Below are 26,201 nucleotides of genomic sequence, written 5' to 3'. Positions count from 1 at the left end.
CGTTCACCCGTTAGCCGCTCTGGTGCCGCACTCTGGACAGAATTTCTGTCCGGGCTTCAGCTCATGCCCGCAGCCTGCGCACTTCAGGATCAGGCCTTCTCCGCAATGCGGACAGAATCTGGCACCAGGGATGACCGCCTTGCCGCAGCTAGGGCATACCTCATTCTCCGCCTCCGGCGGGGGTTGCAGACTGCGGCCGCAGCCGGTACAGAAGCGGGCATCTGCCGGATTAACGGTTCCGCAGCCCGAGCAGGATTTAGAAGCAGTATGAGGTCCTTGCTGACTGCCTGTACTGCCGTCGAGGGACATGTTCCGGGTCATCCGGGTGGCTATCTCAGCCGCAGGTCCGGCCAGCCCGAAGCCCATGCCGAGCCCCAGCCCCGCATTCATCATGCCCGCCCCTATATTGCCAGGATTGCCTGCTGCCTCCTCCATGGCATCGAAGCTTCGTTCCTGCTGGTAGGTGAAGCCGATAATGTCCATCTCCGCTTTTTTGGCCAAGGCTTCCTTGAGGCGTTGGGTTGCCGGATCATCATCAGGAATATTGATCGAATCAATATAGAAGTTATTAAGTTCAATGCCGCTATCCAGGAATGAGGAGGCCAAGCGCCCCTGAATATGCTTGGAGATTTCAACGACGTAGGCGTTGATCTCCAGGATGCTGATTTTTTTGTGCACCAGATAAGAAGAAATGAGTTCATTGATATTAGACATCAGCAGGCCGCGGAAATAACTGATCATCGTATCCTGATCGAAGACCGGCAGCGTGCCTACCAGCTTCAGCAGGAATTTGCGGGGATCTTCGATCCGCACGCCAAACTGCCCGAAGGCCCGTACCGCTACCATGAGCTTGTACTTAGGGTCCTGCAGCTGCAGCGGTGCACTGGTCCCCCACTTCACATTCATGGAGTTCATCTTGTTCACAAACCATATCTCTGCGGTGAACGGAGACTTGCCGCCGAATGGCAGATTCACCACATTCGACAGAATCGGAATATTCGCTGTGCTTAAGGTGTGGCGTCCGGCTGTGAAGGAATCCAGCGCCTCTCCACCCTTGAACAGAATCGCTTCCTGGGATTCATTCACAATCAGCTGTGTCCAGGTCCCCAGCTCCTGGTTCGGATACTTCCAGGCAAAGACACCCGGAGGCCCGTCATATTTGACTACTTCAATAATTGCCATCTGTCCATTCCCTCTTTCCTGACAGGTATGTATGATATACGCAGATTACACCCTTTGGATTCAATTTAACATCACTTATATAATGATTGTAGTAAATTAATCCAGATATATAAAGAAAACTTTTATTAGCAGAAATAGTTTTGCCACCTGTTTAGCAATAAAAAAAGGCCGCATCCCCCTCTCGGAAGATACAGCCGGTAACCTTGCTTCTCTATTAATAGTAGCTGCTGTTCTCGACAAATTCGAATTCAAAATCAGCAATGCGCACGATCGTACCTTCGACAGCACCGCGTCTGCGCAGCTCGGCATCCACACCCATGTGACGTAAAGTACGGGCCAGCCTAAGAATAGCATCATGTGTGCTTAGCTGCATTCTCTTAATCATCCGCTCAATCCGCGGACTGTTGACTACAAAGGCCTCGTTGTCACGGGTAATCGTGAATGAGTTATCCTCTTCCGCCTCCAGCTTATACACCTTGCGCTCTTTGCCGGCCACTTCTTCCACCACCGGAGCCACAGGAATACTGTCAAGAATATCTGTAGCACGGTAGAGCAGCTCCTGAACGCCCTGACGGGTCAGTGAAGAGATCGGCATAATCTCCAGGTCCGGGCGAAGCTCCGCAACACGCTCACGGAAGGAAGCCAGGTTCTCCTCGGAATCAGGCATATCCATCTTGTTCGCCGCCACGATCTGCGGACGGTCAATCAGCGCCGCATTGTACTGCTTCAGCTCATCGTTAATCAGTACCCAGTCTTCAAAAGGATCGCGGCCTTCCGAGCCGGACATATCCACGACATGAATGATGATACGCGTCCGTTCAACGTGGCGCAGGAACTCATGTCCAAGCCCCACCCCTTCACTCGCGCCTTCAATCAGTCCAGGCAGATCCGCCATCACAAAGCTGCGGCCGTCTCTGACATCCACTACACCCAGATTCGGGGTAATGGTGGTAAAGTGGTACGCTCCGATCTTCGGCTGGGCAGCGGACACGACCGACAGCAGCGTAGATTTGCCCACGCTAGGGAAGCCTACCAGGCCTACGTCCGCCATGACCTTCAGCTCCATTACGATGTAACGCTCCTGACCCTCTTCCCCATTCTCAGCCAGCTCCGGCGCCGTATTGTTCGCCGTCGCAAACCGGGTATTCCCCCGGCCGCCCCGGCCGCCGCGGGCCACTACAACCTGTTGTCCATGACGGGTCATATCGGCAAGGATCTCCTGGGTATCATCATCAATCAGCACCGTACCCGGAGGAATACGCACGATCATATGATCGGCGTTGGCCCCGTGCTGGCTCTTGTTGCGCCCCTTAATTCCCTTATCCGCCTTGAAGTGCCGCTGATAACGGAAATCCATCAGGGTCCGTAAGCCTTCATCCACGCGGAAGATCACATCTCCCCCGCGGCCGCCATCGCCGCCGGCAGGACCTCCATCCGGTACATACTTCTCCCGGCGAAACGCTACGAGTCCATCTCCGCCGTCTCCGCCTTTTACATAAATCTTAGCCTTATCTACGAACATAAATGTTCACCTTCCTTACATCTCCAGCGGTAACCGCAGTTCCAAATAACCCTTGGCAGGCTGAACCTGCTCCGCCTTCATGATTTTTCCTTGTACTATATTATAAATTTGCCCCTGAAGCAGTTCGGGATTGTCTTGCTCTCCCTCACCTTTGAAAGAGATCAGAATGTCTCTTCCCTCCTGTGAAAAGCTGAGCTCAAGCTTCCGCGTGTCTCCATGCTGTGTTATTCCGCTGTACTGGTACGCTCTAACCGTCTGCATAACTACCGAAGTCAGCTCAGCTCCTACCTCTGGACTCAGCTTGTCCTCCAGCTGGAGCCCTTCCTCTACCTGTATGTCCAGCTCCAGACTGCTTCTGAACGTACGGAAGGATTGCAGATAGAACACCAGGGAAGGTACTCCCAATTTGGCAATACGGCTGTCCAGCGCAATACGCTCCTTTATTCTTTCCACACATTGTACGGATTTATCAGGCTTGCCCAGCTGGATATATCCGTAAAGCACCTGCAGATCATTCATCCAGTCATGACGATGATGATTCAGTGTCCGGTTTGCCGCCTGCTGCAGAGTATTCTCCTGTATACGCAGTTCCTCTTCATATTGACGCCGGTTGTAAACAAAGCTGAATGCAAGCACTGCCGCTACCCAGACTCCGAGCAGCAGGCATGTGAAAAGGGAGGTTTGCCAATACACGAGACCTAAAGGAAACACTGCGGATAACATGACTGCCCAGACCTTACTTTTCCAGGATTTCATTCTTTCTCCCCGTCCCTTGGTTCGCAAAATTGATTCCAATGTAAGCACTGCTTATCTTGCTTCATATTCACCATTTCCCAGTATAACACAGGCTTTCTCCGCAATCACCAGATTCCCCCACAAAGTGTGGCTTAAGCTTCGATACTTACTCAGGTACTTTGCGGGACCCCGAAACAATTTCAAAAAAAGCCCCCGGCACTGATGCCGGAGGCTTCTCATCTTCATAGGTTCCGTAAGCTTACGCTTCCAGTGCCGCTGCTACCGGAGCGACATCCACCGGATACACGCTCACTTTTTTGCGGTCGCGTCCCCAACGTTCGAACTTCACTACGCCGTCCACAAGTGCGAACAGTGTGTCATCTTTACCGATGCCCACGTTCGTGCCCGGGTGGATTTTGGTTCCGCGTTGACGAACCAAGATGTTGCCGCCGGTTACTGCTTGACCGTCAGCCCGTTTCACGCCAAGACGCTTAGAATGGGAATCACGTCCGTTCTTTGTGGAACCAACACCTTTTTTCGATGCGAATAATTGAAGATCCAATTTCAACATGTTGTCAACCTCCTTCTTCAAATGATGACTTCCTGTATCTGAATATATTTCCTGTAGGATTTAGCAATATCCTTGAGCATCAGCACCATAGATTCCAGCAAAAGCTGTACCTTGGCGGAGACTTCGGGATCATTCACGGGAACCAGGGTTCCGCTTAAGAATCCATGATTCATCGAAGTATCCAGAACAACTCCGGTCAGGCTCTCAATCGCATTCACAGTTCCAACGGTAACCGTCGAAACACCTGCGCAGACGATATCCTTGCCATTCCTTGCGTATTCCGCATGCCCCTTGACGGCAAAACCGACAATGACACCTTGAGCAGAAGCCCGTGTAATCCGCACGTTAATCATTAACGCACCTTCTTACGCTTGAATCTTCTCGATAGTTACTTTGGTGTACGGTTGACGATGGCCTTGTTTCTTGTGGTAGTTCTTCTTAGGTTTGTATTTGTAAACTACAACCTTATGACCCTTACCATGCTTCTCGACTTTGGCTGTTACAGACGCGCCGCTTACCAGCGGAGTTCCTGCAGTCAAACCACCTTCGTTAGAAACAGCCAAGACACGGTCAAACGTTACGCTTGCGCCGTCTTCAGCTTCCAGCTTCTCAATGAACAAAACATCGCCCTCTTGGACTTTGTATTGTTTACCGCCAGTTTCGATAATTGCATACATTGTACTTGCACCTCCTCATGTCTCAGACTCGCCTAGTCAAGGTGGCAATCCCCGGAGGAATTACGCTTCATCTACCCGATCGGAGCGGTTACAGCATGTGCAGGAATGGAACAACCAAACACATACTTGAAGATATTATCATACATACGGGCCCTAGTCAATATCTCCTTACAAAACATATACAACCTGATCATCTTATCCCTACTCCAGCCATGTCCCAACCTTGCCTGTACCGCCGCAGCACTGGCAGATCACCGGGGCAAATCCGGCGGAATCATGTCTGGCCTTCTTACGGGTCATCTCCAGCAGACCGAGATGGGTCCAGCCGAGAATATGCGTCTTGGTCCGGTCCCTGCTGATAATGCTCTCCAGCTTGTCCGTCACCTGCCTGCGGTGCTCTTCCCGCTCCATATCAATGAAATCAACAATAATAATACCGCCCGTATCCCGGAGCCGGACAAGCCGCCCGATCTCCTCCGCAGCCAGCAGGTTGGTCCGCGTTACCGTATCCTCAAGGTTCGTCCCGCCGGTGTACTGCGCTGTGTTGACGTCAATCACTGTCAAGGCCTCTGTCTCATCCCAGATGAGCGTAGCCCCGCCTTCAAGGATGATCTTACGGCTGAAGCTCTTATGAAGCTGTTCCGTCACCCCGTAAGCAGAGAAAATGGACTCCTGCCCCCTGTAGAATCCCACAGGCTTGTACCCTTCAGGAGCCATATCCGACAGGAAGGCTTCCGCCTCCTTAACCGCCTTGGCTGAATCGATCAGCAGCTCATCACGCTGCGGATTGAAGGCATCCCGGATGAACCGCTGGACGATACTCAGATCGCAGTGCAACAGAGCGGGTGCCTCCACTTCCTTGGAACGCCGCGTAATCATTTCCCACTGCGCCCGCAGAAAAGCCAGATCTCCCTCCACGGCATCCACCGGCTCGTCCTCGGAGACGGTGCGCATAATGAGTCCTTCCTCACCCTGGCGCAGCCGCTCGCCGATGCCTTTGAGCCGGCTGCGCTCCGATTCCCGGCTTATTTTCTTGGAGACCCCGACATATTCGGCAAAAGGCATGTACACCATCCAGCGTCCGGGCAGCGTATAATGCGTGGTTACCCGCGCGCCTTTGCCGCCCCGCGGTTCTTTTCTCACCTGGACGACAATCTCCTGACCGGGCTGCAGCAGCGTCTCAATCGAAGGCTTGACGTCCGGCTGCTTGTCCAGATGGGGATGCAATACATCATCTACGTATAGGAACGCATTCTTTTTCTGTCCGATATCTACAAAAGCCGCCTGCATACCAGGCAGCACATTCATTACCCGGCCTTTATAATAGCTCCCGACCAGACCTTGCTGCTGATCGCGTTCAGCCGCATATTCCACCAGCCTCCCGTTCTCCAGAAGTGCCATGCGGGTAATATGCTGTGTACAGTGAACGATCATTTGTTTCATGGCTTCACCTCTGGTTTGAATCATTTCTCGCTTGTTACTTTCCGAAATACGAAGCAATCAGACGCTGCTCCGGCACAACGGCTACGATGTCTCTGTCGTTATTCATCACATAGATATAATGATAATGGTTACGTTTAAATAGACGCAATATCTCATCCAAAGGTTTCGCGAGCGAGGCAACTATTGGGCGGGCAATACTCTCCGCCAGCAGATACCGCTCATAAATCCGCTCACGGTTCATCAAAAAACCAACAAACCGGTACGGCAAATTACGCTGGTCCGTCCAATTAGAATAGAGCAGAAACGCTCCGATCATCAGCAGGTTAAGGCGGAGGCCGTCCCCGTGCCCAAGCGGAAGCAGGGCGAACCCTATCACAAGCAGGCTGGCCGCAATACTGACTCTGCCGGTCCACAGCAGCGTGTAATAATACGGAAGCAGCAGACTCAGGGCTGCCTGAAGGATTTTGCCGCCGTCCAGCGGAAGCACCGGCAGCAGATTGAACAGAGCGATCATGGCGTTGGCTCCGATAAAATAATCCAGATAGGCGATATTTCCATACTCCACCTGCTTAAGCGCCAGCGCCATCAGAATCATAATTCCGTTCTGCAGCGGACCGGCCAGGGCAATCCCGATCTCACGGACAGCCGTAAGCCGCCCATGATCCTCTATAACCGCAACGCCGCCGAATGGCAGCAGTTGTACCGATCTGACGTTAATTCCGGCCAGCAGCGCCGCACATACATGTCCAAGCTCATGAATGAACACGATCAGAAACAAGGTAAGCAGCTCCAGGAACTGTCCGGTAAGCACGGATACCATGAGAATCAGCACGAAGAGCGGATGCAGTGACAATTCAATGCCGCAGACCCTAATCAAACGATACCACTTCGGCCGGATCAATATAAGTCTTGTCTTTCATAACTGCAAAAAACAGCAACGGGACCCGGGCATCCTCCGTCCCCTGAATCCAGCCTATTTCGTCTCCGCTCTGTACCCAGTCATCCACCGCGAGCCGTGTCCCGCTCAAATGACCGTATTCTGCCGTGATCTCCCCGGTATGGCGGACCGTAATACGGATGCCTCCCCGGGCTTCCTTTGAAACGGCCAGCACACGGCCCGTATCTACACTTTTCACCGTGACACTGGCACTTGAATCGTCTGCCGGTATAATTTCAATGCCATTAAGCGAAGTGGCAAAAGGACGCACAATACTTCCTGCAAGCGGAGCGCTAAGTTCATGGGCGGCTGTCACCTTCTCCGCCGGTACCTGTTCATCTCCGAAAATCGGAATGAAGGACGGGGCTCCATTGAAATGTTCCTCGTACCACACCTGTGCTGCTGCAAAATCCATATCATTGCTGAGGATGTCTGTAATAAAGTACTGTGCCTTCACGGCCCATGGCTCCTGCACGGCAAAAATGCCCCATACAGCGCCGAAGACAAGCAGACTGGCTACCGTCCGCCGCAGCAGACCAGCACGGAAGCCCTGCCCCGGTCCCCTCCCGTCTTCATCTTCCCAGTGGTTACGCTGCTGCTTCCACATCGTCTCGGGGTCAGGCTCAGGGGAAGAGGCAAATTCATTCCTGTCCCCAGCCCCCCATTCTCTGAAGGAGGGAGGACTATCAGACAGCCGGAACCGCTCTGGTGCTGGTGCTGCTCCGGCTGCCGGCTTCTCCTCCAGCAGATTCTGTATACGTTTCTTGCGGCGGTTCTTGGACTCTCTCGGGTATTCCATAATGATCCCTCCGGCGGGCTTGTTTTACTTCCATTTTATGAGTGGCGGAAGCCGCTTTAGAACAAGCCCTGTCCAAGTTACTGCACAACAAAAATAAGCCCGCCGGTGATTTCTCAGCAGCGGGCTCTTAACTGAAGATTGCCATGTATAAGTGCGTGGCCGGGATTCAGCCCATTCCAAAAAATTTCTTGAGCTTCTTGAAGGCGCCCGTCTTCTGGTCAAGCTGCATCAGCGGCACCGCATCGCCAAGAATACGCCGGGCAATATTACGGTAGGCGATCGCTGCTAAGGAGTCCGGGTTCATCACGGTAGGCTCCCCGTTGTTCGCCGCCCGGATGACCTGTTCATCATCGGGTACAATCCCGATCAGATCAATATTAAGCACCTGCAGAATATCCTCGATATCAAGCATATCCCCGGACTTGATCAAGCCCTGGCGAATCCGGTTAACCACAAGCTTCGGAGATTCTACCGATGACTGCTCCAGGAGACCGATAATCCGGTCCGCATCCCGCACCGCAGCATGCTCCGGAGTGGTGACCACAATGGCTTTGTCAGCACCGGCAATCGCATTGCGGAAGCCGTGCTCAATGCCGGCCGGACAATCGATCAGAACATATTCATACTCCTTCTTAAGCTCCAGAATGATATCCTTGACCTGCTCCGGTGTAACGGCAGTCTTGTCCTTGGTCTGGGCAGCGGGCAGCATGTACAGCTCATCGAAGCGCTTGTCCTTGACCAGCGCCTGATTCAGACGGCAGCGGCCTTCCGCCACATCGACAAGATCATAGATGATCCGGTTCTCCAGCCCCATGACAACATCCAGATTCCGCAGTCCAATGTCGGTATCCACCAGACATACTTTTTTGCCCTGCAAGGCGAGTGCGGTACCAATGTTGGCTGTTGTGGTTGTCTTGCCAACTCCGCCTTTGCCCGAGGTTACGACAATCGCTTCTCCCATGGAGGCTACACCCCTTTAAACACATTTAAATCCTGACGTAACTTCACTATATTATGAATTTTGTCGATTTGCATAGCACCGCCTGATAAGTAGGCAAATTCCATGCTGCTCTCCCGGGTTCCCCATTCATCCGGAGGTCTGCTGATAATCTCAGCAATCCGGAGCTGGGTAGGCGCGAGCAGGGAAGCGGCAATAATGGCCTCCTGGTTACCGTTGATTCCGGCGTGTGCCATCCCTTTGAGTGCTCCAAGAATATAGATATCCCCTGAACAGGTAATGGTCCCTCCCGGATTCACATCCCCGAGGAACAGCAGATTGCCCTCATGATGCAGCACCTGGCCCGAGCGGAGCATTCCGCTCATCATGAACAAGGCTTCCGTATCCTTCTCTTCAGGATCTTCAATAGCTTCAACCGAACGGATTAACAGATTCCCCTGACTCTTGAGGATCTCCAGTACCGCCTCTTTATCTTCTTCAGTAACAGCACGGTTGCCCAGCTTAATATCCACATGCACAATCGGTCCGGTCAGAATATTTTGATGGCTGTGCTCCAGCTTGTAGCGAAGCTCGCTTAAGAGATCTTCAAAGGGACACTTGTCGTCTAGCAGGAATACCAGGCCATCCTTGATGCCCTTAATCCTTACGTGCTTGGATTTAACTGTCATATGCCTGTCCCCCTATCCTCATTCATTCGTGCCGGGCCGGGCAAACTCCTTCTTTGGGTGATAAGAAAATGCTGCTGCAGCTTACGCAGCCTCCTCATCGATAGTCTCTTTCTTCAGCAGCTCCAGCTGGCGCCGGAGCGGAATGTAGAGAAGCAGGCCTGCAGCAAAATGAATGAGCATGGTAGGCAGCATATGATGCAAGAGTGCCCAATTATATGGCTCCTGGCTTAGATTAAACACATTATAGATGGCAAAAAGAATACTGTCCTCCAGCAGGCTGCCCAGCAGCACCACTGTCATCATCAGCGGCAGCGGTGCGCGGGGAATCTGGAATATCAGCCCGATCAGGTACGCAGATAAACCCATAGCGAAGGAATGAGCACCCAGTATGCGGCCATAGAAGACCACATCATGCAGCATGCCGAACGACAAGCCCAGAATAAGTGCCGAATGCCGGTGATGGTATACCGTTACGAACAGAATGACGATGAAGACGAGATTAGGAATAATCCGCATCTGCCAGCCGTCAGGAATCAGCCAGGGAAGCACTGTGCCTTCGAGAATAAACAAAAAGAATAACAAAAGTACCAGGACAGGTCTGCGCATCCTCACTATTCTACACGCTCCTCCGTATAGACAACGAAGAGTTCCTTCCAGTCCTGGAATTCTGCCGCCGGCTTGATAATCGCTGTAGAGGTGAACCCATACTGTCCTACCTTGACTTCTTCCACCTTGCCGATAGGCATTCCACGGGGATACATCCCCCCGCCTCCAGAGGAAATAATCATATCACCCTCAGCAATCGGATCGCCTACGGGAATTTTGTTCATCAGCAGCATTCCGGTCTGCTGGTCGTAGCTCTCAATCATCCCAAAGGTCTTGCCTTCCTTGTTCACAGCGGTTGCCGATATAGGAGGCTGTGAGTTGGGGTCCTTGCTATCCATCATTGTCATGAGCTTCACGGTAGAGGTGAATTTACTCACATTACTGATGACCCCTACAAGGCCCTCGATAGAAGTTACAGACATATTCAGCCGGATGCCATCCTTCTCCCCAAGATCAATGACAAGTGTATTATTGCCTGGCTCTGTCGTTACACTGACAACATTGGCAATCAGATATTCATATTTATACATGTTTTTTTGGGCTTCCGTGAATTTAAGATTCTTTTGGTAGCGCTCATTCTCAGCTTTAATAAAATTTAACTGCGCCTTATCCCGGGCGTACTGTGCGGCCAGAATCTTAAGTTTCTTATTCTCTTCGGCCAGCTCTTTCAGAGTCCCGATATCTTGGAAGAAGCCCGCTACGTATCCAGCGGGCTTGTAGAACATTTTCTGCACGAATCCGGTCGTATCTCTGAGGAAGTTCTCCGGCCAGGACAGGGTCTTCCTCTGCCCCAGGCTGAAGCCCATCAGAACGATAAACGTAACCAGCGTAATCAGCAATATAAACAGTCGTTTATTGTTAAACAGCTTGAACAATCTCGAGCACCCTCTAATAACCGTATTTCTCCAACCTCAGGGGTTGACGTTCACAGTCCGCATGATCCTAGCGTTTGGAGCGGAGGCCCGAACTGCTGCGGCTCTTGAACAAGTGGATATTCTCCAGCGCCTTGCCTGTACCGATTGCAACACAGTCCAGCGGATTCTCGGCTACAATCACCGGCATTCCGGTCTCACGCGCCAGCAGCTTGTCCAGGTTGCGCAGAAGTGCGCCGCCGCCTGTAAGCACAATGCCGCGGTCCATAATATCGGCAGCCAGCTCCGGCGGACATTTCTCCAGCGTTACCTTCACGGCTTCAACAATTGCATTCACAGTATCGGACAGAGCTTCGCAGATTTCATCAGAGGTAATGGTCAGCGTCTTCGGCAGACCGGTTACCAGATCGCGTCCGCGGATCTCCATCGTCTCAGCCTTCTCAAGCGGCAGGGCAGAGCCCACATCCATCTTGAGCTGCTCAGAGGTACGTTCACCGATCATAAGGTTATACTGGCGTTTGATGTATTGGATGATAGACTCATCTGCATCATCCCCTGCCACACGTACAGAACGGCTGGTAACAATACCGCCGAGTGAGATTACCGCCACCTCGGTAGTTCCGCCGCCGATATCTACAACCATACTTCCGGTTGGTTCCCATACAGGAAGATCTGCACCGATGGCAGCAGCAAAAGGCTCCTCGATAATGTAAGCTTCCCGCGCGCCGGCCTGCTTCGTAGCATCTTCAACGGCACGCTGTTCAACGGCTGTAATTCCGGAAGGCACACAGACCATGACATTCGGATGGCGCTGGAACATCGAGCGCTGCTTCTGGGCCTGGCGGATGAAATATTTGATCATAGTTGCTGTAGTATCGAAATCAGCGATGACCCCGTCCTTCATTGGACGGATGGCACGGATGTTGCCCGGTGTGCGTCCGATCATTTTTTTGGCGGATTCCCCTACTGCTTCTATCGTCTTAGTATCGGTATTAATAGCAACCACGGACGGCTCTCTGACAACGATCCCTTTACCGCGCACGTAGACGAGCGTATTCGCTGTCCCCAAGTCAATTCCTAAGTCTTTCGTAAAACCACCTAACATCTTGTATGCTCCTTTTCCATGTGAATCTAGACAATTGTATTACATGTAGCCTTTCTCTTTCAAACTTACGTAGCTGCTGTCTCCGATCACCAGATGATCCAGCACATCAATGCCGACAATCTCGCCTGCCTGCATCAGCCTGGAAGTCAGTGAGATGTCTTCAGGGCTTGGTGTAGGATCACCGCTCGGATGATTATGTGCGCATATAATTGCTGCGCTGCTGCATTTCATGGCTGCCCGGAACACCTCGCGGGGATGCACAATGGAGGCATTAAGGCTACCCATGGACAATGTTTCCTGCGCAATAACATGATTCTTCGTATTCAGGAACAGACAGATAAAATGCTCCTTCTGCAAATAACGCAGCTGCTCGGTCAGAATCTCCGCCGCGTCCTGGGGACTGCGGATAATGACCGGTCCGGTAAGCCGGGAATTCGCCATCCGTCTTCCCAGCTCTATGCCTGCTTTGAGTTGCACGGCCTTGGCAGGGCCGATGCCGTTAATTGTTGTCAATTCTTCAATGCTCAGATCCGCCAGTCCGCGGAGACCGCCTGCATGGCTCAAGAGCCGCTGGGCGATAAGAAGGGCTGATTCACGGTGCGCACCTGTGCGCAGCAGGATAGCCAGAAGCTCCGCTTGACTTAATGATTCCGCCCCATAATGCATCATGCGCTCTCGTGGTCGTTCTTCATGGGGGAGGTCACGCAGCATAAATGATTGCGACTCCATCCCTAACCTTCTTTCTTCGGCTACCCTTACCGGTTCAGCACCGAAATGCCGAACCCGGACAACATACCGCTCAGCAGTGACAGCGGCAGACCGACCACGTTAAAATAGCAGCCTTCAATTTCTTCCACCAGGGTGGCGCCCAGTCCTTGTATCGCGTAAGAGCCGGCTTTGTCGGCAGGCTCCCCGGTCGCTATGTAAGCGGAGATTTCCTCTTCGCTCATGGCTCTCATAGTTACAGAGGTTACCCTATGATCTACCAGGGTACGTCCCTCTGCAGTACCGATGCAGGCCACCCCGGTGTATACCTGATGCGTCCGGCCTTGCAGCATGCCCAGCATTCTGGCGCTGTCCTGCTCGTCCGCCGGCTTGCCGAGCACCATGTCGTCAAGCACAACGATCGTATCGCTGCCGATAATAACGGCATCCCGGTCTCCGGCAACAGGAACCACAGCTTCTGCCTTACGCAGAGCCAGATTCCGTACAATAGCTTCAGGACTCCATTCAGGCGGCGTACTCTCATCAGCATCGCTGGACAGCACCTCAAAGGGCAGGCCAAGCGAGGCTAACAGCTCACGCCGCCGCGGCGAACCCGAGGCCAGAATAATATGCCGCGAATTGTCATGCTCCACTGTAATTAACGTCCCTTCCTGATGCTGCCAGCTAAGGCTACAGCCTGCGGTACAGCCATACGGCTGTAATCATCCCGGCAAGACTGAGCAGGCACAGTTTCAAATGGATTGTGATGTCATAGGTAATGATGTCTAAATCGGCTTGCGGCGACCACTTGAGAACAGTCGAAGCTGTAAGAAAAGACAGAGCTTGTACAGGTTCCAGCAGCTTGGCAATCCAGGCTCCGGCCAGCCAGCCCAGAATAAGAAATAACAGCAGTGTTCCTACATTTTTCTTCTTCATTCAAGTCTTCCCTCGCCATTTTTTGACACCCTAATTATTATACGGTGAAACGGAGTGCAATACAAACTCAAAATCCATCCAGGGAATGTTTACCACGTAAGCAGCCTGCGGATCTTATCACACCGCAGGATTATGCCTGGAAATACAGCAATCCCCCGCCGGGCAAATGCCTGGTACGGGGGATCATTTATTTAGCCTATAGTCAGCGGTGCATTACGCCACAGCTGTCAGCTCATGGCGGACAACAGGCTTTTCTGGCCGGTCAGGAAGCTCATCATGGCCTCCTGCACCTCCCAGAGCAGCCCCTCCGCCTTATTCTTATTGTATTCGTTCAGGGCGGCTATCCCCTGGCTCATCGATTTCTCCAGCCCGTCGGCGATTCTCTGACCTTCCGGGGTCAAGCCCGGCTCCAGTGCCTTGACTGCCTGGGTCCACTGCATATGGAGATCGCTTACCGCTCCGCCAGTGTTCCCGCTGTCCCCCCCGCCAAGCAGGGAAGCAGACAAACTGCTGAGCTCGCTTAACAGCTGGCTGCTAAGCTTGAAGTAGCTGTCTACCGCCGCCGCCGTACCGGTATAGCGGACCTGGTTCACAGCGGGCAGGGCCACTTCTCTCACGTACAGCTCAATGCCCTGCCCCTTAAGGCCATTGCTGAGCAGCTTGGCCTGCTCACGGTCAGGCGATAATCCGGCGTACACACGGTTGCCGTCTGCCGGGTCAAGACCTGCGGCAAGGCCGGCGGTCAGCAGCTCCTGTCGGGCCTGCTCCGCTCCTGCCGGTGTACTGAACACGCCATATTGCAGCAGATAATAGCTCTGCGGCGCAACCTGAACCGGAATCTGCGTGCTCACCGCTTCTCCCGTCTGCTCAGGAGGCACGCCCGTAATCTCTGCTGCGTTACCGCTGTTTGCCGCCTTTTGCCCCTGAGTGATTCCCGTCTTAACCGCTGCATTGCCGGGAGCTTTAGCAGTCTCCCCCGTCCCTCCTGTGATGAACGACAGGGCTGCGTATCCGAGCAGAATTCCCGTTCCCAGCGCTCCAGCGACGGACAGTGCGAACTTCCACCAATACGAGGGACGGCGGGTATGATAAGAGCCGCCGTAGCTATTCCCTTGAGCTCCGGGTTGATCATGACTGTCTGCAGCGGATTCACGGTTATCTTCATACAGCGGGTAGTACTCATCTGCTGAATGCAGACCTTCTTCATCCGCCCCTCCATAGAAGGAATGCTCCTCCGAATCTTCACTCTGTTCCCATAGATGCCTTGCAGAAGCAGGACGGACAACAGAATACAGCCCCAAATCATAGTTATCCTCAGGAGCTTTCGGTTTCCGGCGGCCGGAGCCCGGGGGCTTCAAGTAAGCTGCCTCTACAGGCCGGGGCAGCTCCACCTTCTCCAGATCCACAATATATTCATCGGCCTTGGAATAGGAGGATGTCTTAATTTCCCCGCGCTGCACCTTGTCAGTGTCCTTATTCTCCAGAACCACACCGGTTTCGTTCACTACCCGGCGCTCTGCCGTCTCTGTCCGCTGTCTGCCCTGGTTCCCGTCGAAGCGGAATGTCATTCTTCCGTTATTCAATACCCTCACCTCGCGATCTTCAGTTCTATACTGAAAGATATGAAAGATGCGAGAGAGATATGCTATTTTAATATATTTACACCAGACTAAGCAGCTTCGCCTTCACACCGTCTGCTGCATAATGCCTGCTCAGTGTCCGGTAGGCCTGATCCGCAATAATAGAGCCAAGCTCCGGCGTCGTCAGCAGCCTGATCAGATGATCGGCAGTGCCTGCCGTTGTTCCGGCCAGCAGAATATTCCGCCCCGGCTCGCAGATCAGCTCCTCCGAGCCCTTCAGGCTGCTGACCACCGGCGTGCGGAGGGCCCAGGCCTCCAGAATGCTGCTCTGAGCGCCGCAGTCCTCGCAGCATGAGGCAACCACAGCTCTGGCCCTGCGGATATAATCGGCTGTCTGTATGGCTTCACTGATAATTGAAATAGAAGAGTCCTTCCGGACGGCTGCTGCGACCTCTGCATGCACCGCTCTGCTAATAATGCAGCAGCGGATATCCGGCACCGCCGCCCGAATCAGCGGATATACCTTCTTGAAGAACAGCAGCGCTGCATTCTTGCCTTCAGTGGAATGCATGTCCCAGTGCAGAACGATAGAGTTCTCCTTGGCAGTATCTCCCGCAGCCGCATAAGGGGGTTCACTCAGATTAATGTACGGCGGAACAACATGCACCTTGCCTGCATCGGCAAAGGATAGTGCCTTAAAGGACAGCGCCTCTTCTTCTGAAGCGGCCAGCAGCAGGCTGGTCTTGTTCATTAACCGGCGCTCTTCGCGGCGGATCAGCGCATCATTCAGCTTGCGGTAGCCTGTACTTATTCCCCGCTTGCCAGTCGCCCGGCTCTGCACCCGTATGCCACCGGCACGGCGGGCGTCGGTGACGATAACAGCCCCGGGAAGCAGCGAGGCGACCAGATCCAGCCCATTGCCGAGCATGGCATACGAGACAAACACATGGCTGTAGGCGTGCTGGCTGCACATCTCTGTTATTACCGCCCGCAGCGACTTGTCATTGCCGATCATCGAGGCATCCCTGCGGAGCCTGTTCAGCGGAAACAGCAGGCTTCTGCGGGTGGACGCAGGCCGCTTCACCTGATGCACGGTCAGGGCAGGACTGCGCAGAATCTGTGTCTCGCGGCGGTGGTAGCAATACTCCAGCAGATCGATATCAAACCGCTCCAGCAGCATATTAAGGAAATTCTCTATTCTGATGTCTCCTTCCCGGTCTCCCGGTGTGTGACTCCGGGCAGAAAGGAACAGCATTCTCTCTCTCATGGCTATAGCTCCTTGGTTCTATGTAGATGTGTATGATTATGTACGAAACAAAAAAGGCCGGATGACATCCAGCCCAGAAATGTGAAACTTTCGATGTAGATCTATAGTAACGCAATCCCCCTGAGAAGGTTGTCGATTTATGGGGAAAAATAATTATTTTACCCTCCATATCCCTTCAGACCAGACGAAGCAGCTTATCCTTGACACTTTCCGCCTCATAATTCGCCAGCAGAGTCTCGTATGCACGGTCCGCCAGCACTACTCCTCTTTCATGATCCTGAAGCAGCAGTGTCACACTATCGGCAAAGGAAACCGGGTCATCGGCAATCATAATATTCCGCGAATGCTCATAGAGCAGCCCTTCTGCCCCCTTGGAGCTGGATACGACAGGCGTCCTCAGCGCCCAGGCCTCCAGAATTTTCAGCCTTGTCCCGCTGCCTTCCAGGAGCGGAGCTACGACCACCTGCGCCTTGCGTATATAATCCGCCACACTGTCCACATACCCGGTGATGACGATAGAGGAATCCTTCAAGGCCAGTGCCGCTACCTCCGGATGCACATCCCGTCCGACAATATACCACTTAATGTCCGGTACCCTCGCCTTAACCAGAGGATATACCTCACGGTAGAAGTAGAGGGCTGCGTTAATGTTGGGGAAGTAGTTCATATTACCCGGAAGAATAATCCACTGCTCCTTGGACAGCAACGTCTTGGTCCGGTAATCCTCCATGCGTATGAAATTGGGAATGACATGAACCTTCTGCGACCGGCTTGGAGCCAGTGCCTTGAAGGCCAGAGCATCCTCTTCCGAAGTAGTCAGCAGCAGATTAGTCTTGTCCATCAGCTTCAGCTCATCCCTGCGCGTCCATATAGCATTAAGGGAATAGTAGACCTTGGCGATCCCCTTTTTGCCGCCTGCCAGCTGTGCAGACAGTCCGCTCTCGAAATTATGCGCATCGGTAATGATCACAGTGTCAGGCAAGCAGCGCTGTACAATGTCGATGCAGCAGCCCAGCAGGCTGTGCGAAATAAATACATGACCGTAGGAATTCCGGCTGCAGAGCTCCATAATCTTCGCCTTCATGTCCACATCGACATGGCTCATATACGAGCAGTTCCGCCAGGTATAGAGGGAACGAAGAAGCGCTCTGCGGTAGCTGACCGTACGCTCTACTTCATACACTGTAAGTGACGGAAGTCCCTCCGGCGTCCCTGTCTTCCGGGGATTGGCATAGGTGATGAGCTCTACCTCATATTTGCCCTGCAGAAGCTTCAGAATGTTGCCTGTTCTCAGCTTGCCCCCGCTATCCTGCGGATATGGATTCTCTGCGGAAATGAATAGCAACAGTTCCTTCATGGCCTCTTCTCCTACTCTCCAATGATCAATTCGCCCTGGACTGCCCGGGACATCTAGGATCTATTACCCAAGTTAGGGTGTTTGACCACGCAGTTCCTTCCACGCTGCTTCGCCTCATATAGTGCGGTGTCACTCAGTTTGTATAAGGTGCTAAGCGGCATGCGTTCACCGGAGAGAATCGTAATCAGACCGATGCTGACTGTATAGGATAGCGGCATGCCTTCGACCGTCGCACCAAGCACAGAGCAGCGCAGCCGTTCCGCTATTCGCTCACCGTCTTCCTCATCCGACCTGTGCAGCAGCACCGCGAATTCCTCGCCCCCAAATCTTCCGAAGAGATCCCCGCTGCCGAGCTGGCGCTCAATCCTGCGGGCGAAATCCTGCAGCACCCGGTCTCCCGTATCATGGCCATAGGTGTCATTAACCTGCTTGAAGTGGTCCACATCCAGCAGCATGAATGAGAAGGGCATCTTCTCCTTGGCGGCGGCAGCAATCAGAGGCTGGGCACGCAGCACGAAGGCCCTGCGGTTCAAGACGCCCGTCAGCTCATCATACGTTGCCACACGCTCCAGCTCCGCATAGGACTGCTCCCGGGAGAGCAGCATGAAGCCCGCAGTTCCGAGGAACATCAGCAGGTAGATCCCCGCATAGAAAAAGCTCTGCAGCCACGCCGCTGCAATCGAGCCGGCAGGCGGAAGATAGAAAAGGCCGCTGGCCTTACTGAGCAGAGAGAGGATAGCCACGCCATACAGCATACCCGTAATTTCCTGCAGCGGGGTCTTTCTCGCCTTCCAGGATAACAGATAGGCCGGATAGAGCAGCAGAATGGCACCCGTAAGCGCAGAGGCTGCGATTAGCCCGGGGACATCCGGATGCAGCAGGTTGAGCAGAAGCAGACCTATCGCAGATATCGCGGCCAGCGCGTAATACCGCTGCTTCATTCGTTCGGAATCGGCTTCCAGCTTCTTCAGCAGAGCCAGAATCTCCGCAGTTCCTGCAGCCACGCTCAAGAGAATAAGACTTGGAAGCACGAACGGTAGATCATGAATTCCCTCTAATAATAACAGCTGCAGAATAGCGAGCTGCAGAATTTTGGCTGTCAGGAACAATGGGGTTGTCTTCTCTTTCGGATAACTGGGCCGGTATGCCAGAATAAGCAGAACCGTAAATAGATTGCCGAAAAAAAGACAAGCCAGCAATGTCTTCAAATCCAAGCCGGCTGTCATCATGTCCACCCCTTTGTTTAACGATATGTCTATGTATGATATGTATTTGAGGGTCCGTTTACCCGGACCTGACCACACGGTCCCGGCCTTCCTGCTTCGCCTGATAAAGCGCCAGATCACAAAGCTTGTAAAGTGCGTTCAAGCTGGTCTGCTGATCAGGCAGCACAGAGACTATACCAATACTGACTGTATACCCGCAGGGCAGACTATGCACAGAGGCCTCCCCCAGCGTCTCCCGCAGTGCTTCCGCCTGATGGCTGCTGCTAAGCGCATCCTGCCCGTACAGCAGAATGGCGAATTCCTCGCCGCCTACCCTTCCGAGCAAGTCGCCGCCTGCAAGCGTACTCTCAGCAGTGAGGGCGAAATCCTGCAGCACACTGTCGCCGGTGTCATGCCCGTAGGTATCATTCACTTTTTTGAAATGATCCAGATCCAGCAGCAGCAGGGAACAATATTCCCTCTTCTTGGCAGCCAGCGCCAGCTTCAGTTCGGCTTCCAGCAGGAAGGCCCGTCGGCCGAGAATCCCGGTCAGGCTGTCATAGGTGGCGATACGCTTCAGCTTCTGGTAGGAATGCTCATTGGAGAGCAGAATGAAGGCGGCAATGCCTCCAATCAGCATCAGGAACATCCCGAGATAATACAAATACTGCGCCGGGTTAGCCGTCAGCGGTCCCATATCCGGCTCCACCGCCAGCGCAACGAACGACCGGAGTAGCATCACTGCTGCAATCGCATAAAATACGGTGGCGAGTATCTTTTGGAGCGGAGAGCGCTCCGGGCTCGCTGTCAGTCGGCAACCTGGGTAGAGCACAAACAGCATGACCCATAACGAGGTCGTTGCGACCCGTATATTCGGATGGTTGAAGAACAGGGCAACGATAACGAAGCTGAGTATGCTCCCTGCCGTGATTACCAGATAATAGAGCTTCGCCCGGCGGTCCAGCATACCCATCATCATCAGCAGCGCAGCGATCTCCAGCCCTCCGCCGGCCAGAATGAGCGCATTGCTCAGAGGCACAGCGATTCTATGGGGAAGATAGTCCCAGAGTAGAATGGAGCTCCAGAAGGTCACCTGAATCCACTTGGAGGCAATGAACAGACTGGAGGCAATGTCTTTGGGGAAGTGATAGCGGTAAAACGTAATCATCAGGCCGGAAAATAAATTTCCCAGAATGAACAAGTATAACAGCGACTTAATATCAAGCTGAAAGCTCATCAACACACCACCGAACTATGCGGATATACCTGCTCTATCCGAACGATATCATTCACAGCTTATATCGGCAATATCATTATTATCTATAATCTCTAACTTCGTATGCAAAAAAACGGCCCTACACTCCTTATTAAAGGAATGTGGAGCCGTTTCTGTAGTCATGCGATGCTATCTTACCGGTTCTTCAGGCTGTCTGCCAGCGCATAACCGACCTTCCAGATATCGCCTGCACCCATGGTGATGACCAGATCACCGGGAGCAATCCGGTTCTGCAGATCTGCCAGCACAGCTTCCTTCGTCGGCAGATGCCGCGCACCGGCGTTGCTGTTCTGTACAATCAGCTCTACCAGCTTGGCGGAGGTGACGCCCTCAATCTGCTTCTCACCCGCAGGGGAGTAGATATCGGTAATAATCACTTCGTCCGCCTCGCTGAACGCGCGGCTGAAAGCATCCAGCAGGAAGAAGGTACGCGTGTAGCGTTGCGGCTGGAACACGGCGATAATGCGTTTGCCGGTTGCCTTGGCGGCGCTGATCGTAGCCTGAATCTCTGTGGGATGATGCGCATAATCATCAATGACGAGAATCTCGTCAACCTCGCCCAGCACCTGGAAGCGCCGTTTGGCGCCGTGGAACTTCACAATCGCAGCCGCAATGGCTTCAAAGGCAATGCCCGATTTCAGGCAGGAAATCACTGCCGCCATAGAGTTATACAGATTGTATTGTCCCGGAATAGAGAGCTCAATCCGGCCTAGCACCTCAGCTCCATGGTTCATCGTATACGATACCTGCCGGTCGCCGAGAACAATATCAGTCGCTGTATAATCAGCCGTCTCTGATTCAATCCCGTAGCTGATCACTGTACCTTTTACCTTAGGCAGCAGGGATTTCAGATTCTCATCATCCGCACATACGATAGCTGTTCCATCCTCGCGCAGCTGATTCATGAACTGAACATAAGCATCCTTCAGCTTGCCGAAGTCGCCGCCGTAGTTCTCCAGATGGTCAGCTTCAATGTTCGTTACGATTCCCAGCCAAGGGTGGTACTGCAGGAACGAGCCGTCACTCTCATCGGCCTCTGCCACGACGAATTCCCCTTGTCCCGCTTTGGCATTCGTGCCGACATTCATAATCTCCCCGCCGATAATGTAGGTAGGGTCCACGCCGCAGTCTTCCATCACCAGAGCAATCATGGAAGAGGTGGTAGTCTTGCCGTGCGCTCCGGCCACCGCAACGCCCTTGCGTTCATTCAGCAGCCGGGCCAGCATCTGCGAACGGTGCAGAATGGGAATCTTCAGCCGCTCTGCTTCCACCCATTCCACATTATCCGCGGCAAGCGCCGTGGAGTAGACGACCAGATCCGCGCCTTTTACCTGCTCCGCCGTATGCCCGATGAAGACCTTGGCACCTTTGGCAATCAATTTCTCCGTTAACTCCTGGGCAGCTACGTCAGAGCCTGTAACTGTATATCCCATCTCCAGCATCACCCGGGCAATCGCGCTCATACCATAGCCGCCGATCCCTATAAAATGCACACGTTCAGTAGTATCCAACAGTTCGTCACCAGCCTTTTTCAGAATCGGGTTGCCGTAAAAGCGTACTGCGCACATCAGAAATCAAATACAGCGTTCCGGACACAACCGCGAGGTCATCGTCCGCTGTGATCGTCTGCAGCTTCTGCAGCGCTTGGCCCCAATTACGTTCTACTATGATTTCCAAGTTTTCCTTGGCATATTTATCCCGCAGACTTTCTGCGATCGCCTGCAGATCTTCCGCGTCCATCTTCTTACGGAAATCAGGTTCGGTCAGGATGAGCGTATCCACTATAGGCAGTATATGCTTGAGATACGACTCGTGATGCTTATTTGCCAGCATCCCCATGAGCAAATTTAATTTACCGTAAGGCTGGAACTGCGGAAGGCTCTTCGCAAGGCTCTCAGCCCCTTCCGGGTTGTGCGCGCCGTCCAGAATAATTCTGGGCGAGGCGCTCACTTCCTCCAGCCTTCCGGCCCAGAATGTGCCCCGGAAGCCCTCCAGCACATCCTCGTCCTCAAGCATGAAGGCCATATACTGCCGCAACACCTCAAGCGCCATCATGGCCCCGGCCGCATTCTCCAGCTGGTGTTCGCCTTTCATGGCAATATCCAGCTCAAGTCCCCGGAACGGCCCGTTGAAGGTGAAATGCTGGCAGCCGTCTCTCAGCTCAACTCCGCTATAGCTGAAATCTTCTCCGGCTAAATAGAGTGTCGAACGGGTAGCCGCCGCCTTGGCCTTCAATACAGCTACAGCCTCGGGCTGGCTCACACCGCTGACTACAGGAACGCCCGGCTTAATAATCCCGGCCTTCTCGCCGGCAATCAGCGTAAGCGTATCTCCCAGCACATCGGTATGGTCATGTCCCACATTGGTAATGACCGACACCACCGGAGTAACAATATTCGTTACATCCAGCCTTCCCCCAAGCCCCGTCTCCCATACGACAACATCGGGATAACAGACTTCGCCGTAATAGAGAATCGCGAGCGCCGTCGCCACCTCGAACATGGTCGGTGAGCCCAGCTCAGTACCCGCAATCTCCTCTACCAGCGGACGCAGCCGATTGGCAAGCGCAAGCAGCGTCTCCTCAGGAATATCCGTCCCGTTGTACTGGAACCGGTTCGTGAACTTCGTGATATAAGGAGAGGTAAAGGTCCCCACCGAATATCCGCTCTGAATAAGGGCCGAGGTCAAAAAGGCGCAGGTCGAGCCCTTGCCGTTGGTCCCCGCCACATGAATGAACTTCAGCTTCCGGTGCGGATGTCCCAGCTTCTCCATTAGAAGCTCTATCCGCTCCAGACCCGGCCTAATTCCAAAAGGAATCAGGCTGTTGATCCAGTCTACGGCTTCTGTATAAGAACTTAAGGGAGCGGCAGCGCCGCTCCGGGTGATCTCTTCCATGTCTGTTATCCTCTCAGTTCTGCAATACGGGCCAGCACCTTCTCGCGTCTGTCGGAATAATCCGCCTGCTTCGCCCGTTCCTCTTCGATGACTTTCGCCGGAGCTTTGGCCACAAAGCCCTGATTACTGAGCTTCTTCTCCACACGCTCCACTTCGCTGTTCAGGGTCTGAACTTCTTTTTCGAGACGGATAATCTCCTGATCGATATCAATCAGACCGGACAGCGGCAGAAGCAGCTCCGCTCCGGTAACCACGGCGGACATCATTTTGTCCGGTGTCTGCGGCGCAAGGCCTGCTTCGAAGGAAGAGGTGTTGCAGAAGCGCCCGATGTAATTGTCGTTGCGGGAAATAATGTCCAGGATATCCTGGCTGCCGGCCTTAATAATCAGCTCGACCTTCTTGCTCATCGGCGCATTCACTTCCGCACGGATCCCGCGAACGGCCCGGATAATATCCATCAGCAGGTTCATCTCTGATACTGCCTGCGGATTCTCAAGCGCCGCATCGTACTTCGGCCACTCGGCCAAGGTGATGGATTCGCCCTGATGCGGCAGATGCTGCCAGATCTCCTCCGTAATGAACGGCATGAACGGGTGAATCAGCCGCAGTGTGCGGTCCAGCACGTAAGCCAGAACAGACTGGGTCTTGGCCTTGGCAGCTGCGTCCGCTCCGTATAGCGAGAGCTTGGCGAATTCGATATACCAGTCACACAGATCATCCCAGATGAAGTTGTAGAGCAGGCGCCCGGTCTCGCCGAACTCGTACGAGTCAATTAGACGCGTAATATCGCGGGAAGTTTCGTTCAGGCGGTGCAGAATCCAGCGGTCCGCTGTACCAAGCTCACCTGTAATGTCAATATCTTCAAAGGCTACGCCTTCCAGATTCATCAGCGCGAACCGGGAGGCATTCCAGATCTTGTTGGCAAAATTACGCGCCTGCTCTACCTTTTCCATACGGAACCGCAGATCCTGGCCCGCTGTACTGCCGGTAGTAATCATATAGCGCATGGCGTCAGCGCCGTACTGCTCGATAACATCCAGCGGATCAATACCGTTGCCCAGCGACTTGGACATCTTGCGTCCTTCAGCATCGCGTACGAGTCCGTGCATCAGCACATCGGAGAACGGCTTCTGGCCTGTGAATTCCATGGCTGAGAAAATCATGCGCGCTACCCAGAAGTAGATGATATCGTAGCCGGTAACCAGTACATTGTTCGGATAGTAACGCTGATAGTCGCTGCTGTCCTGATCAGGCCAGCCTAAGGTAGCGAACGGCCAGAGGTTCGAGCTGAACCAGGTATCCAGAACATCCTCATCCTGCTTCAGGTCGGACAGCCCGCTGATGCGGCGCGCTTCTTCTTCATCGTGTGCAACTACAAGCTCCCCGGTAGATTCGGAGTACCAGGCCGGAATACGGTGGCCCCACCACAATTGGCGGGAGATACACCAGTCACGGACATTCTCGATCCAGTTCAGGTACGTCTTCTCGAAGCGGTCCGGCACGAAGTGGACCCCGTCACCGTCCTTCTGTGCAGCGATGGCTGCTTCTGCCAGCGGCTGCATTTTGACGAACCACTGGGTGGACAGATAAGGCTCTACTACGGCCCCGGAACGCTCACTGTGCCCAACCTGGTGTACATGATCCTCAATGGAGATCAGCACGCCTTGCTCCTTCAGGTCGGCTACGATGGCCTTACGGCAGTCGCTGCGGTCCATTCCCTGGTAAGCGCCCGCTTCCTCATTCATCACTCCGCCTTCATCCATTACGTTGATCTGCGGAAGGTTATGGCGGACTCCCATCTCGAAGTCGTTCGGATCATGCGCCGGTGTAATCTTAACCGCACCGCTGCCGAAATCCTTATCTACGTATTCATCAGCAATAACCGGAATCTCACGTAAGGTAACCGGCAGAATCAGCGTCTTCCCGATCAGATCCTTATAGCGCTCATCCTCCGGGTGTACCGCTACCGCTGTATCGCCCAGCATCGTCTCGGGCCGCGTGGTAGCCACCGTGATATGGCCGCTGCCATCCTTCAGCGGATAACGCAGATGGTACAGATGCCCGTTCACTTCCTTGTATTCAACCTCAATATCCGACAGCGCTGTACGGGCAGCCGGGTCCCAGTTAATAATCCGCTTGCCGCGGTAGATCAGGCCCTTCTGGTACAGCTCCACAAATACCTTGCTTACCGCCTTCTTCATTCCATCATCAAAGGTAAACCGTTCGCGGGAGTAATCGAGGGACAGGCCCATCTTGGCCCACTGGTCATGAATCGTCTCTGCATACTGGTCTTTCCAGGCCCACACCTGCTCCAGGAACTTCTCGCGTCCCAGATCATGGCGGGAGATTCCCTGCTGGCGCAGCTTCTGCTCTACCTTGGTCTGTGTAGCAATCCCTGCATGGTCGGTACCCGGCAGCCACAGGGTATCATATCCCTGCATCCGCTTGGTGCGGATCAGCACATCCTGAAGCGTGAAATCCAGCGCATGTCCGATATGCAGCATTCCTGTTACATTCGGCGGCGGAATCACGATGCTGTAAGGCTCCGCATCCGGCCGTTTGCCGGCTTCGAAGAAGCCCTTCTCCATCCAGTACGCATACCATTTCTTCTCTGCCGCTCCCGGATCATATGTAGTCGGCATGTCGCTCTGCTTGTGATTAGCTGAAGCGGTAGCTTCTGCCGCTTCCTGCCCGTTCGGCAGCTCTGCTGCTGCATTGTTGTTATCAGCCATTGTGAACCCTCCACTGTTAAATGTATTGAGTAGCTAGCGGTTTCTGAGAATACAAAAAGGCCCTTCGTCTCAAAGGACGAAAGGCCATTCTTTCGCGGTACCACCTTTGTTTCGCGCCAATAAAAAATAAACCACTGCCTTAAGTTCCCTTACAGGTTCCTGAAGCTTAGCGC

Annotated in this window: 25 protein-coding genes and 2 other annotated features (1 of these 27 cut by a window edge); all 25 genes read right to left on the bottom strand. The window is 53.5% G+C overall.

Annotation, left to right across the window (positions count from 1 at the left end; genetic code table 11):
- Positions 1–3 precede the first annotated feature (3 nt).
- On the bottom strand, positions 4–1,182 hold the full coding sequence (locus NSS64_RS03735; protein ID WP_341139261.1) for an SPFH domain-containing protein: 1,179 nt from the start codon (positions 1,180–1,182) through the stop codon (positions 4–6).
- Positions 1,183–1,396: 214 nt separating this feature from the next.
- A complete protein-coding gene (obgE, locus tag NSS64_RS03730; protein ID WP_341139260.1) occupies positions 1,397–2,704 on the bottom strand; it encodes a GTPase ObgE in 1,308 nt (435 codons plus the stop codon).
- 15 nt (positions 2,705–2,719) lie between these two features.
- Positions 2,720–3,460 (bottom strand): Spo0B domain-containing protein, encoded by a 741-nt coding sequence (locus NSS64_RS03725; RefSeq protein ID WP_076079456.1) that lies wholly within the window; start codon positions 3,458–3,460, stop codon positions 2,720–2,722.
- A 238-nt stretch (positions 3,461–3,698) separates the two neighbouring features.
- Positions 3,699–4,010 (bottom strand): 50S ribosomal protein L27, encoded by a 312-nt coding sequence (rpmA, locus tag NSS64_RS03720; protein WP_020429282.1) that lies wholly within the window; start codon positions 4,008–4,010, stop codon positions 3,699–3,701.
- Between the two features lie 17 nt (positions 4,011–4,027).
- Entirely contained in the window at positions 4,028–4,363 is a 336-nt protein-coding gene (locus NSS64_RS03715) for a ribosomal-processing cysteine protease Prp (protein WP_340938673.1), read from the bottom strand.
- 12 nt (positions 4,364–4,375) lie between these two features.
- Positions 4,376–4,687, bottom strand: coding sequence for a 50S ribosomal protein L21 (gene rplU / locus NSS64_RS03710; RefSeq protein WP_036698983.1), 312 nt, complete (start codon positions 4,685–4,687; stop codon positions 4,376–4,378).
- A 14-nt stretch (positions 4,688–4,701) separates the two neighbouring features.
- Positions 4,702–4,787: a sequence feature (ribosomal protein L21 leader region), on the bottom strand.
- Between the two features lie 101 nt (positions 4,788–4,888).
- Positions 4,889–6,130, bottom strand: coding sequence for an Rne/Rng family ribonuclease (locus NSS64_RS03705; RefSeq protein ID WP_341139259.1), 1,242 nt, complete (start codon positions 6,128–6,130; stop codon positions 4,889–4,891).
- A gap of 34 nt (positions 6,131–6,164) precedes the next feature.
- Entirely contained in the window at positions 6,165–7,007 is an 843-nt protein-coding gene (locus tag NSS64_RS03700; protein WP_340938670.1) for a M50 family metallopeptidase, read from the bottom strand.
- Positions 7,000–7,866 (bottom strand): M23 family metallopeptidase, encoded by an 867-nt coding sequence (locus tag NSS64_RS03695; RefSeq protein WP_340938669.1) that lies wholly within the window; start codon positions 7,864–7,866, stop codon positions 7,000–7,002. The genes NSS64_RS03700 and NSS64_RS03695 overlap by 8 nt, the downstream gene beginning before the upstream one ends.
- 166 nt (positions 7,867–8,032) lie before the next feature.
- A complete protein-coding gene (gene minD, locus NSS64_RS03690) occupies positions 8,033–8,827 on the bottom strand; it encodes a septum site-determining protein MinD (RefSeq protein WP_076079452.1) in 795 nt (264 codons plus the stop codon).
- A 5-nt stretch (positions 8,828–8,832) separates the two neighbouring features.
- Positions 8,833–9,492 carry a septum site-determining protein MinC gene (gene minC / locus NSS64_RS03685; protein ID WP_036698972.1) on the bottom strand — a complete coding sequence of 220 codons (660 nt, stop codon included), beginning with the start codon at positions 9,490–9,492 and terminating at the stop codon, positions 8,833–8,835.
- 81 nt (positions 9,493–9,573) lie between these two features.
- Positions 9,574–10,104, bottom strand: coding sequence for a rod shape-determining protein MreD (gene mreD / locus NSS64_RS03680; RefSeq protein WP_341139258.1), 531 nt, complete (start codon positions 10,102–10,104; stop codon positions 9,574–9,576).
- On the bottom strand, positions 10,104–10,973 hold the full coding sequence (mreC, locus tag NSS64_RS03675; RefSeq protein ID WP_341139257.1) for a rod shape-determining protein MreC: 870 nt from the start codon (positions 10,971–10,973) through the stop codon (positions 10,104–10,106). The genes mreD and mreC overlap by 1 nt, the downstream gene beginning before the upstream one ends.
- 67 nt (positions 10,974–11,040) lie before the next feature.
- Entirely contained in the window at positions 11,041–12,075 is a 1,035-nt protein-coding gene (locus NSS64_RS03670) for a rod shape-determining protein (protein WP_036725912.1), read from the bottom strand.
- 39 nt (positions 12,076–12,114) lie between these two features.
- The gene (radC, locus tag NSS64_RS03665; RefSeq protein WP_340938666.1) at positions 12,115–12,804 is read right to left on the bottom strand and encodes a RadC family protein; all 690 of its coding nucleotides are present in this window, start codon (positions 12,802–12,804) and stop codon (positions 12,115–12,117) included.
- 26 nt (positions 12,805–12,830) lie between these two features.
- Positions 12,831–13,433 carry a Maf family protein gene (locus tag NSS64_RS03660; protein ID WP_341139256.1) on the bottom strand — a complete coding sequence of 201 codons (603 nt, stop codon included), beginning with the start codon at positions 13,431–13,433 and terminating at the stop codon, positions 12,831–12,833.
- A gap of 37 nt (positions 13,434–13,470) precedes the next feature.
- Positions 13,471–13,716, bottom strand: coding sequence for a DUF4321 domain-containing protein (locus NSS64_RS03655; protein ID WP_076079449.1), 246 nt, complete (start codon positions 13,714–13,716; stop codon positions 13,471–13,473).
- Positions 13,717–13,943: 227 nt separating this feature from the next.
- Positions 13,944–15,299 (bottom strand): SPOR domain-containing protein, encoded by a 1,356-nt coding sequence (locus NSS64_RS03650; protein WP_341139255.1) that lies wholly within the window; start codon positions 15,297–15,299, stop codon positions 13,944–13,946.
- A gap of 76 nt (positions 15,300–15,375) precedes the next feature.
- The gene (locus NSS64_RS03645) at positions 15,376–16,563 is read right to left on the bottom strand and encodes a glycosyltransferase (protein WP_341139254.1); all 1,188 of its coding nucleotides are present in this window, start codon (positions 16,561–16,563) and stop codon (positions 15,376–15,378) included.
- A 175-nt stretch (positions 16,564–16,738) separates the two neighbouring features.
- On the bottom strand, positions 16,739–17,920 hold the full coding sequence (locus NSS64_RS03640; protein ID WP_341139253.1) for a glycosyltransferase family 4 protein: 1,182 nt from the start codon (positions 17,918–17,920) through the stop codon (positions 16,739–16,741).
- Between the two features lie 53 nt (positions 17,921–17,973).
- On the bottom strand, positions 17,974–19,146 hold the full coding sequence (locus NSS64_RS03635) for a GGDEF domain-containing protein (protein ID WP_341139252.1): 1,173 nt from the start codon (positions 19,144–19,146) through the stop codon (positions 17,974–17,976).
- A 58-nt stretch (positions 19,147–19,204) separates the two neighbouring features.
- A complete protein-coding gene (locus NSS64_RS03630) occupies positions 19,205–20,362 on the bottom strand; it encodes a GGDEF domain-containing protein (protein WP_341139251.1) in 1,158 nt (385 codons plus the stop codon).
- A gap of 173 nt (positions 20,363–20,535) precedes the next feature.
- Complete coding sequence (gene murC / locus NSS64_RS03625) at positions 20,536–21,912, bottom strand: UDP-N-acetylmuramate--L-alanine ligase (protein ID WP_076079445.1); 1,377 nt, start codon at positions 21,910–21,912, stop codon at positions 20,536–20,538.
- Positions 21,913–21,919: 7 nt separating this feature from the next.
- Entirely contained in the window at positions 21,920–23,296 is a 1,377-nt protein-coding gene (locus NSS64_RS03620) for a bifunctional folylpolyglutamate synthase/dihydrofolate synthase (protein ID WP_341139250.1), read from the bottom strand.
- Between the two features lie 5 nt (positions 23,297–23,301).
- Positions 23,302–25,938 (bottom strand): valine--tRNA ligase, encoded by a 2,637-nt coding sequence (locus NSS64_RS03615; protein ID WP_341142753.1) that lies wholly within the window; start codon positions 25,936–25,938, stop codon positions 23,302–23,304.
- A 159-nt stretch (positions 25,939–26,097) separates the two neighbouring features.
- Positions 26,098–26,201 (bottom strand) — a binding site (T-box leader) (it continues 180 nt past the right edge of the window).

It is taken from the genome of Paenibacillus sp. FSL H8-0122 (assembly GCF_038005345.1).
GTDB lineage: Bacteria > Bacillota > Bacilli > Paenibacillales > Paenibacillaceae > Paenibacillus_AQ.
Note: the sequence above shows the minus strand (reverse complement) of the source record. Positions and strands in the feature narration are given on the sequence as shown.

Excerpts from the sequence above, each read along its gene's own strand:
- rpmA (WP_020429282.1), bottom strand. The coding sequence starts at position 4,010 with ATGTTGAAATTGGATCTTCAATTATTCGCATCGAAAAAAGGTGTTGGT.
- rplU (WP_036698983.1), bottom strand. The coding sequence starts at position 4,687 with ATGTATGCAATTATCGAAACTGGCGGTAAACAATACAAAGTCCAAGAG.
- NSS64_RS03630 (WP_341139251.1), bottom strand. The coding sequence starts at position 20,362 with ATGAGCTTTCAGCTTGATATTAAGTCGCTGTTATACTTGTTCATTCTG.
- NSS64_RS03635 (WP_341139252.1), bottom strand. The coding sequence starts at position 19,146 with ATGACAGCCGGCTTGGATTTGAAGACATTGCTGGCTTGTCTTTTTTTC.
- NSS64_RS03620 (WP_341139250.1), bottom strand. The coding sequence starts at position 23,296 with ATGGAAGAGATCACCCGGAGCGGCGCTGCCGCTCCCTTAAGTTCTTAT.
- NSS64_RS03695 (WP_340938669.1), bottom strand. The coding sequence starts at position 7,866 with ATGGAATACCCGAGAGAGTCCAAGAACCGCCGCAAGAAACGTATACAG.
- minD (WP_076079452.1), bottom strand. The coding sequence starts at position 8,827 with ATGGGAGAAGCGATTGTCGTAACCTCGGGCAAAGGCGGAGTTGGCAAG.
- NSS64_RS03670 (WP_036725912.1), bottom strand. The coding sequence starts at position 12,075 with ATGTTAGGTGGTTTTACGAAAGACTTAGGAATTGACTTGGGGACAGCG.
- NSS64_RS03645 (WP_341139254.1), bottom strand. The coding sequence starts at position 16,563 with ATGAGAGAGAGAATGCTGTTCCTTTCTGCCCGGAGTCACACACCGGGA.
- NSS64_RS03655 (WP_076079449.1), bottom strand. The coding sequence starts at position 13,716 with ATGAAGAAGAAAAATGTAGGAACACTGCTGTTATTTCTTATTCTGGGC.
- NSS64_RS03615 (WP_341142753.1), bottom strand. The coding sequence starts at position 25,938 with ATGCCGACTACATATGATCCGGGAGCGGCAGAGAAGAAATGGTATGCG.
- NSS64_RS03725 (WP_076079456.1), bottom strand. The coding sequence starts at position 3,460 with ATGAAATCCTGGAAAAGTAAGGTCTGGGCAGTCATGTTATCCGCAGTG.
- NSS64_RS03705 (WP_341139259.1), bottom strand. The coding sequence starts at position 6,130 with ATGAAACAAATGATCGTTCACTGTACACAGCATATTACCCGCATGGCA.
- radC (WP_340938666.1), bottom strand. The coding sequence starts at position 12,804 with ATGGAGTCGCAATCATTTATGCTGCGTGACCTCCCCCATGAAGAACGA.
- NSS64_RS03735 (WP_341139261.1), bottom strand. The coding sequence starts at position 1,182 with ATGGCAATTATTGAAGTAGTCAAATATGACGGGCCTCCGGGTGTCTTT.
- NSS64_RS03715 (WP_340938673.1), bottom strand. The coding sequence starts at position 4,363 with ATGATTAACGTGCGGATTACACGGGCTTCTGCTCAAGGTGTCATTGTC.
- NSS64_RS03640 (WP_341139253.1), bottom strand. The coding sequence starts at position 17,920 with ATGAAGGAACTGTTGCTATTCATTTCCGCAGAGAATCCATATCCGCAG.
- minC (WP_036698972.1), bottom strand. The coding sequence starts at position 9,492 with ATGACAGTTAAATCCAAGCACGTAAGGATTAAGGGCATCAAGGATGGC.
- obgE (WP_341139260.1), bottom strand. The coding sequence starts at position 2,704 with ATGTTCGTAGATAAGGCTAAGATTTATGTAAAAGGCGGAGACGGCGGA.